9 protein-coding genes are annotated in these 7131 nt (G+C 42.9%); 4 read left to right on the top strand and 5 right to left on the bottom strand.

Features of this window, described 5'->3' with window-relative positions:
- On the bottom strand, nucleotides 1–305 hold a 305-nt coding region (locus F6K49_RS32825; protein ID WP_293103380.1), incomplete at its 3' end, for an Rpn family recombination-promoting nuclease/putative transposase.
- A 68-nt stretch (nucleotides 306–373) separates the two neighbouring features.
- Here F6K49_RS32825 and F6K49_RS32820 point away from each other — a divergent pair.
- From F6K49_RS32820 to F6K49_RS32810, 3 genes are read left to right on the top strand one after another with little or no spacing between them, the layout of a single operon-like run.
- Nucleotides 374–658 carry a hypothetical protein gene (locus tag F6K49_RS32820; RefSeq protein WP_293103377.1) on the top strand — a complete coding sequence of 95 codons (285 nt, stop codon included), beginning with the start codon at nucleotides 374–376 and terminating at the stop codon, nucleotides 656–658.
- 42 nt (nucleotides 659–700) lie between these two features.
- Nucleotides 701–1150: a XisH family protein gene (locus F6K49_RS32815; RefSeq protein ID WP_293103374.1), complete on the top strand. Its 450-nt coding sequence runs from the start codon at nucleotides 701–703 to the stop codon at nucleotides 1148–1150.
- A complete protein-coding gene (locus F6K49_RS32810) occupies nucleotides 1132–1440 on the top strand; it encodes a XisI protein (protein ID WP_293103383.1) in 309 nt (102 codons plus the stop codon). Before F6K49_RS32815 ends, F6K49_RS32810 begins: the two co-directional genes overlap by 19 nt.
- A 66-nt stretch (nucleotides 1441–1506) precedes the next feature.
- On the opposite strand, the gene F6K49_RS32805 is transcribed toward F6K49_RS32810, so the two are convergent.
- From F6K49_RS32805 to gyrB, 4 genes are all read right to left on the bottom strand, one after another.
- Entirely contained in the window at nucleotides 1507–1830 is a 324-nt protein-coding gene (locus F6K49_RS32805; RefSeq protein WP_293103371.1) for a XisI protein, read from the bottom strand.
- Nucleotides 1818–2234, bottom strand: a complete 417-nt coding sequence (locus tag F6K49_RS32800) for a XisH family protein (protein ID WP_293103368.1) — start codon at nucleotides 2232–2234, stop codon at nucleotides 1818–1820. Before F6K49_RS32800 ends, F6K49_RS32805 begins: the two co-directional genes overlap by 13 nt.
- Before the next feature lie 210 nt (nucleotides 2235–2444).
- Nucleotides 2445–3068, bottom strand: a complete 624-nt coding sequence (locus tag F6K49_RS32795; RefSeq protein ID WP_293103365.1) for a type I restriction endonuclease — start codon at nucleotides 3066–3068, stop codon at nucleotides 2445–2447.
- Between the two features lie 298 nt (nucleotides 3069–3366).
- The gene (gene gyrB / locus F6K49_RS32790; protein WP_293069511.1) at nucleotides 3367–5814 is read right to left on the bottom strand and encodes a DNA topoisomerase (ATP-hydrolyzing) subunit B; all 2448 of its coding nucleotides are present in this window, start codon (nucleotides 5812–5814) and stop codon (nucleotides 3367–3369) included.
- A gap of 202 nt (nucleotides 5815–6016) precedes the next feature.
- On the opposite strand from gyrB, the gene miaA reads away from it, so the two are divergent.
- Nucleotides 6017–7003, top strand: coding sequence for a tRNA (adenosine(37)-N6)-dimethylallyltransferase MiaA (gene miaA / locus F6K49_RS32785; protein WP_293103361.1), 987 nt, complete (start codon nucleotides 6017–6019; stop codon nucleotides 7001–7003).
- The last annotated feature ends 128 nt before the right edge of the window (nucleotides 7004–7131 follow it).

Genomic DNA, 7131 nt, shown 5'->3' with positions numbered 1-7131 from the left:
GGGAAAGTGGCATAGTAGACACTGCGGTCTTTGAAGAACGTTTGTTTTGCCTTTTGCATTTCCACAATGAAGCGTTCACCGGTTGTGCTCTGACAATAAATATCAAAAATTGCTCTTCTGTCCACTAAGGTCTTACCCAAGAACTCTGGATTCTTAATAGTGACATCCTGAATCTGATGGTGAGGAGGCAGCAGCGTATTTAAGAAGTCGATCAACAGTGCCTTATTTGGCTCAGTGCCAAAGACGCGCTTAAAGCCGAAATCCGTGAGCAGATCAATGTATTTATCTGGTAAGGGGAAAACCATATCAAAAATTCAGATTAATCAAAAGGTATTTTTATTAGCTTTAATTTCGTCTATCTCCCTATTGCCTATTGGGGTGCATCTCTTTGATTTTACTAAAAAACTATGCAGCTGTTGCCCCTATTGCCTATTGGGGTGCATCTCAATCCATGCTGTTTGAGCCGGTGGGTGGAATGGGCATCAGGCGTGGAACAGGCTTCCAGCCTGTGGCAATTTTCGGAAGGGTGGTTCCAACACTAGCGGTGCGTTACGGGCCGGGCTATTCCAACACTACCAGGGGGAACATGAGTGCGATCGCGTCTTATCAAGCACCCTACGGCTGTCACGAAATTACAGATCGTTCCGACTATAATTAAGATAGGCTTTTATTTTGGCACCCACACTTAATAATTTTGAAAATGCCAGCCAAAGATATTTATCATCACACAGTAAAAAATGCACTAATAAAAGATGGATGGACAATTACCAATGACCCTTTAAGCCTTAAAATAGGTAAAAAAGACATCTATATTGACCTAGCGGCTGAAAAAATATTAGTAGCTGAAAAACAAGGGCAAAAAATTGCTGTAGAAGTTAAAAGTTTTGTTGCTTCATCAGAAATAGAAGATCTAAAAAACGCCTTAGGGCAATATATATTATACGATAAAGTTCTTAAACGTCAACTTTCAGAACGTCTTCTTTATCTAGCTATTATAGAAGTAATATTTAACCGCTTATTTACCGAAGAAATAGGACAAATTTTATTAGAAGATAACACGCTTAAAATTATGGTTTTTGAGCCGGAAAAGGAGGTGATTATAAAATGGATAAATTATAAAACTATCGCCAAATTATTCGTCAAACCTTAACCCCTTATGTTAACATTGATTACTCTAATGTTAACATCCGTAACCATGCAGCATTTGACCGAGAAACAGACCAATATTTAATTGTTTCTGAAGGATGGAATAACCAAGAACATCTTCATAGTTGTTTGATTCATGTGGAAATTAGTAATTATAAAATTTGGATTCAATGTGACAATACTGAAGATGGCATTGCTAATGATTTAGTGGCAGCAGGTATTCCAAAAAGTGATATTGTTTTAGGTTTTCATCATGCAGATGTTCGCAAATTTACTGAGTTTGCTGTTAGTTAAAATCCGGTTAGGTTGTGTGGAACAGGCTTCCAGCCTGTGGCAATTTTCGGAAGGGCGGTTCCAACACTAGTCTTCCATCGCAGCAGCAATACGTTTGCGGACGCTGGGAGAGCGAAATCCTAGTATAATATCTTTGGGAGAAACACCCCGTTCAATCAATTCACTATCGATATAAATCTCCGTACTATTGTGCTGTATCCAGATTTGACCTTCGATCAGCTCAAGATGCATGGCACAGCCATAGATCCGGTACTCATTACGCCATTCGTTGTGGAAAACCAGATAACGATCCCGTTCTCTATCAAAGATAAGTTGAGCATTGAGATCATAACTGGCAAAGCTTTCTAAAAATTCGCAGGTAATCTGACGATATTGATCTAATTTATCCATTGGTCAATAACCTCATGATTCGGATCGTAAACAATTAACCGGACTTCATATCGTTCAATCACAGTTTTGGCAGGTTCAAATCTGATGAACATTTGGTAGGTATCTTTGGGAATCGCCAGATACAAAATGCGTTCTGGCTCATCAGATATTTCTAAGGCAATCCGATAGTTAAGAAACTGACCAAGAGCGGTGTGAAATTGAGAGATAGTTGAGCCACGGACAAAGCTTTTAACCTCCACTGCTATTTTACAACCTTCTTTCTGAGCAGCGATCGCTTCTTCCGCAGCCAGATCGATATAGATATCAGCCATGCCGTAACGCAGTTGATAGGGATCGTGAGTAATCAGCCAACCATCTTTTTGTAGAGCTATTTTAACTGTATTGTGGAAAATATCTTTGGCCATATTTGATTATTATAATAAAATTCCCAACACTGGCGGTGCGTTACGGGACGGGCTGTCCCAACACTACCAGGCGGAAAATCAGTGCGAGCCCGTCCCTAACGCACCCTACTGGACTACTGGACTGGCGGTGCGTTACGGGCCGGGCTATCCCAACATTAACAGGCCGAAAATCAGTGCGAGCCCGTCCCTAACACACCCTACTGGACTTGATTATTGTCTCACTAATTGATTAAAGCGCTTTAGGATTTTGAGAACCTGCTCCAAGCCTGTCTTATTCCGAAGATAAAATGAATCTGACTCACCATACTTGGGTGTATTGTCTTTGCTGAGTTTTAGGAAAATAAAATCTGGCCCATTGGTGATAAATCCAAAAGCAGGTCTTTCTGATTCAATATTTCCTAGCATATAACTTAGTGCTTGGGGGATACCAACTTCCAGGGAGTAATCGGCTCGTTTGGCTTCGATGACTAATACCCAAAATTCAGGAGTATAGATCAGTATATCAAGTCGTCCGGTAATAATTGTTTCTTGATCTTCGGAAGTAATTTCTACGACTTTTTCAGCAGTAATATAAAAGGGAGCACGATAAAAGCCAGCTAGTTTCAATAATGGGGAAAGTACTACCATTTTGACGATGGTTTCGACCATCGGACGCTCTGATAAGTGGAGATAGTCTCTCTTTATTTCGTTTAGCTCTTTTTTTTCTAATTCTGTTAGTTCTGGTAAATCATATTGCCACTCCTGAAAGAATTGCTCATCATCGGTGCGCTCTAAGCCAAATTTTATTCTTAAATCGTAGAGGGTAATCTGGTTAGCTGGAATTGCGGTAACCATGGCTTGATTTACTATAAGGGAGTAGGGAGCAGGGAGCAGGGAATAGGGAACAGGGAACAGGGAACAGGGAATAGGGAATAGGGAATAGGGAATAGGGAATAGTTCACTAAAAAAGCTTTTCAGCTTTTATCAATGTCCTAAGGTAAGCTATCAGCTATCAGTTATCAGCTTATTCCTTGAATCACAGGCTAGAAGCCTGTGCCACTCTACTTGAGGTGCTTTTGAATAAAATAAGCTGACAGCTGACAGCTGACAGCTGATAGCTTACACTAGTACTAATTTGTGAGTAAGGTAGACTCTAAATATCTAAATCGGTGAGATTGAGTCGAGCGCCATAGGTTTCAATGAATTGGCGGCGAGGAGCAACCCGGTCTCCCATGAGTACAGTAAAGATTCTGTCAGCTTCAGCAGCATCTTCGATTTCGATTTGCTTCATGGTGCGAGTTTCTGGATTCATGGTGGTGTCCCACAACTGCTGTGGCATCATTTCACCTAATCCTTTGAATCGTTGGATGTTATAGTTAGCGTTTTCAGGAAATTGGCTAATCCGCTCTTGTAGTTCGCGATCGCTATAACAATAGTTATGGTTGCGACCTCGTTCTAGTTTATATAAGGGAGGACAAGCAATGTAGATGTAGCCTTGGTCTACAAGGGCTCGTTGATAGCGGTAGAAGAAGGTTAGTAATAAAGTACGGATGTGAGCGCCATCCACATCAGCATCAGTCATAATTACAATGCGGTGGTAGCGTAAATTGGACGGGTCGAATTCGTCTCCTTTTATCCCTAGCCCTAGGGCTGTAATTAGGGATTGGATTTCTGTGTTCTTGTAAATTTTGGCATCATCAGTTTTCTCAATGTTGAGGATTTTACCACGGAGGGGGAGAATGGCTTGGAATTGGCGATCGCGTCCTTGTTTAGCACTGTTGTGAACAAACACCCCACTCTCTAAAGCGAAATTATGGGTATGAGGCACTTCGATATCATAGACATCTACCAATTGTTCTAGGGATTCAATGGAAACAACTTGGTAGTTATAGTTAGCAACAGCTTCACAAACCTGTGTCTGATTACCAGCAACAGCGGAATAGGCTTCTTTGTGTTGGGTTTTGACCTTTGCCTGTTTCCTGATTTCTGCCAGTGGCCGGTATAGAGGCATTAGCAAATCATCAGGAGTCAGAGATACTGCTGGCTTATAACTACCATCTTGCAACATGAACAGGTGATCGGGAGTGCAAATAATGGTTTCTGAGTTATCTAAGGTAAGTTTGATGACTTTAGCATTGGCTTTGGTCATCCTAGGATTGATAATCCGTTCTATTCCGATGCTGCCGTTATTGGTAATCGTGTAGCAAAAATGCTCTTTACCAATAGCTTGTTCTGCTACAAGTTCCTTGAAGCTCAAAGACCGTCCATCAGCCAGGGCAACCTGTGTCTCTCCAGAAAAACATCCCCCTGCACTATCCCCCTCAACGATGAATATCTCTGATTCCCCTGGGTCCCGAGAACTACAATCGGCTAACTTACCGGGTAAGGGAGAAGACTCTAGTACTGATTTCCGCCGCACTAATTCACGAGCACGACGAGCAGCTTCTGCGGCTTTATAGGCTTGAATCGCTTTTTCTAAGATAGTATCGACGACTTGGGGATGAAAATCCAGGTATTCAGTCAAGACTTCCCCAACTAGGGAATCTACAATCCCCCTTACTTCTGTATTTCCCAGTTTAGTTTTGGTTTGACCTTCAAATTCTGGCTCTGGGACTTTGACAGAAATCACCCCAGTTAATCCTTCTCGGATATTCTCACCACCTAGGTTAGACTCACTTTCTTTGAGTTTATTGCGCTTGCGTGCGATCGCATTCATGGTTCGGGTCAAGACTGTCTTGAGCCCCTCCAAGTGGGTACCACCATCAATAGTGCGAATATTGTTAGCAAAACCCAGCAAATTATCACTATAGGCATCAATGCACCATTGTAGTGCCACTTCCACTTGGATACTTTTGCGTTCCCCTTGTATATAGATAATTTCCTCGTGTAGGGCGTGCTTTTCTCGGTTCATGTAAGCGACATATTCCTGGATACCTCCCTCGTAGTGATAGGTTTCTACTCTGGGTTCTTCCAGGCGATGGTCTGAGAAGGTAATTTTAACACCAGCATTCAGGTAAGCCAGTTCTCGGAGACGTCCGGATAAGGTAGTATAATCAAACTCAATACCGCCAGTAAAGATTTCGGTATCTGGCTTAAAGTTTACTGAGGTACCAGTGTGGGCCTTTTTATAGGGCTTGACGAGTAGTTCAGTCATGGGCACACCCCGCTCATAGCGCTGGGTATGTTCTTTTTTCTCCCGCCACACCGTTACATCTACCCACTCAGACAGAGCATTGACTACGGAAACACCAACACCGTGCAATCCTCCAGAGACTTTATAGCCGCCGCCACCAAACTTACCACCGGCATGAAGTACGGTCATTACGGTTTCCAGTGCTGATTTCCCTGTGGTAGGGTGGGTGTCCGTAGGAACTCCTCGTCCGTCATCGGTAACGGTTACGGAACCATCGCTATTGATATCAACTTCGATGTGAGTACAATACCCAGCCAGCGCTTCATCGATGGAATTGTCTACAACTTCGTAGACTAGATGATGGAGACCCCTAGGTCCAGTTGTCCCGATGTACATCCCTGGGCGTTTCCGCACCGGTTCGAGACCTTCTAGAACTTGAATCTGATCGGCACTGTAACTACTCGTCATAATCTTTCGGGGTTTTCCGTTAAAAGCTTTGAAAGGCTATGATTCATCAAAAATGATAAAACACCCGAAGATTGTAACACAAAAGCCTTATAGGCGACCACAGCCCATTTTCATAGGTTATTTCTATAGGGGATTAACTATATAGGGTATGATGGTGTCAGTGGGTCAGTGCTCAAGTTAGTCCCGAATGCCACAATGGAAGATGAAACAGCCCTCCGCTCAAAACTCAAAACTCAACACTGAGCACTCAGCAGTAATAGTAATTTGCGGTGCTACAGCTACAGGTAAATCGAGTCTAGGGATAGCATTAGCACAGCGAGTTAGTTCAATAATTCTTAATGCTGATTCTCGTCAGGTTTACCGAGAATTTGATATTGGAACCGCTAAGCCGACACTGGCTCAACAACAGCAGGTACCCCATTATCTGATCGACATCTGTGATCCAACCGAAACCTTAACTGTAGCTGATTATCAACAGCAAGCCCAGGAAATTATAGCTAGCAAACACAGGGAAGACCGGGTAGATCAGGCTGACTTAAACAATAACCCTCTTTTCCTAGTTGGTGGTACTGGTTTATATATCAAATCGGTAGTGCGGGGGTTAAAAATTCCTCGGGTTGCGCCTCAGGAAGATTTGCGATCGCAACTAGCTGCTCTTGGTCAAGCTCAGCTGTATAAATTCCTCCAACAGATTGACCCTGTTGCTGCTCAGAAGATTCATCCCAATGATCAAGTGCGGACATTGCGAGCATTGGAAGTATTTTATGTAACTGGAATTCCGATATCACAGCAGCAGGGAGAAAATCCTCCTAATTATCCAATTCTCCAGATTGGCTTGGAATGTCAGGATTCTGAAACTATTACCCAGCGGATTGCTCAGCGTACTGACCAAATGTTAGCAGCAGGATTTGTGGCTGAGGTGGAAACTATTACTCAGAAGTATGGTTGGAATTTACCGTTACTGGATACGTTGGGATATCGGGAAATTAAAGATTATCTTGCTGGTAACTTATCCCTTGAGCAGGCCAGAGAGTTAACTGTTGTCCACACTCGCCAATTTGCTAAACGTCAACGCACTTGGTTTAAGGCTTATCCTGAGATTGAATGGTTTGATGCGGATTGTCCTGATTTGTTGGAGAAAGTTTGGGAGCGGATAGAAGGTTTTTTAGAATTGAGAATTAAGAATTAAGAATCGGGAATCGGGAATCGGGAATCGGGAATCGGGAATCGGGAATCGGGAATCGGGAATCGGGAATCGGGAATCGGGAATCGGGAATCGGGAATCGGAAATCGGGAAGCGGGAATCGGGAATCGGGA

This window comes from Moorena sp. SIO3I6 (assembly GCF_010672095.1).
This window is presented reverse-complemented; position numbering and strand designations above follow the sequence as displayed.

Coding starts and splice junctions, on each gene's coding strand:
- F6K49_RS32815 (WP_293103374.1), top strand. CDS start 701: ATGCCAGCCAAAGATATTTATCATCACACAGTAAAAAATGCACTAATA.
- F6K49_RS32805 (WP_293103371.1), bottom strand. CDS start 1,830: ATGGATAAATTAGATCAATATCGTCAGATTACCTGCGAATTTTTAGAA.
- F6K49_RS32800 (WP_293103368.1), bottom strand. CDS start 2,234: ATGGCCAAAGATATTTTCCACAATACAGTTAAAATAGCTCTACAAAAA.
- F6K49_RS32795 (WP_293103365.1), bottom strand. CDS start 3,068: ATGGTTACCGCAATTCCAGCTAACCAGATTACCCTCTACGATTTAAGA.
- gyrB (WP_293069511.1), bottom strand. CDS start 5,814: ATGACGAGTAGTTACAGTGCCGATCAGATTCAAGTTCTAGAAGGTCTC.
- miaA (WP_293103361.1), top strand. CDS start 6,017: ATGAAACAGCCCTCCGCTCAAAACTCAAAACTCAACACTGAGCACTCA.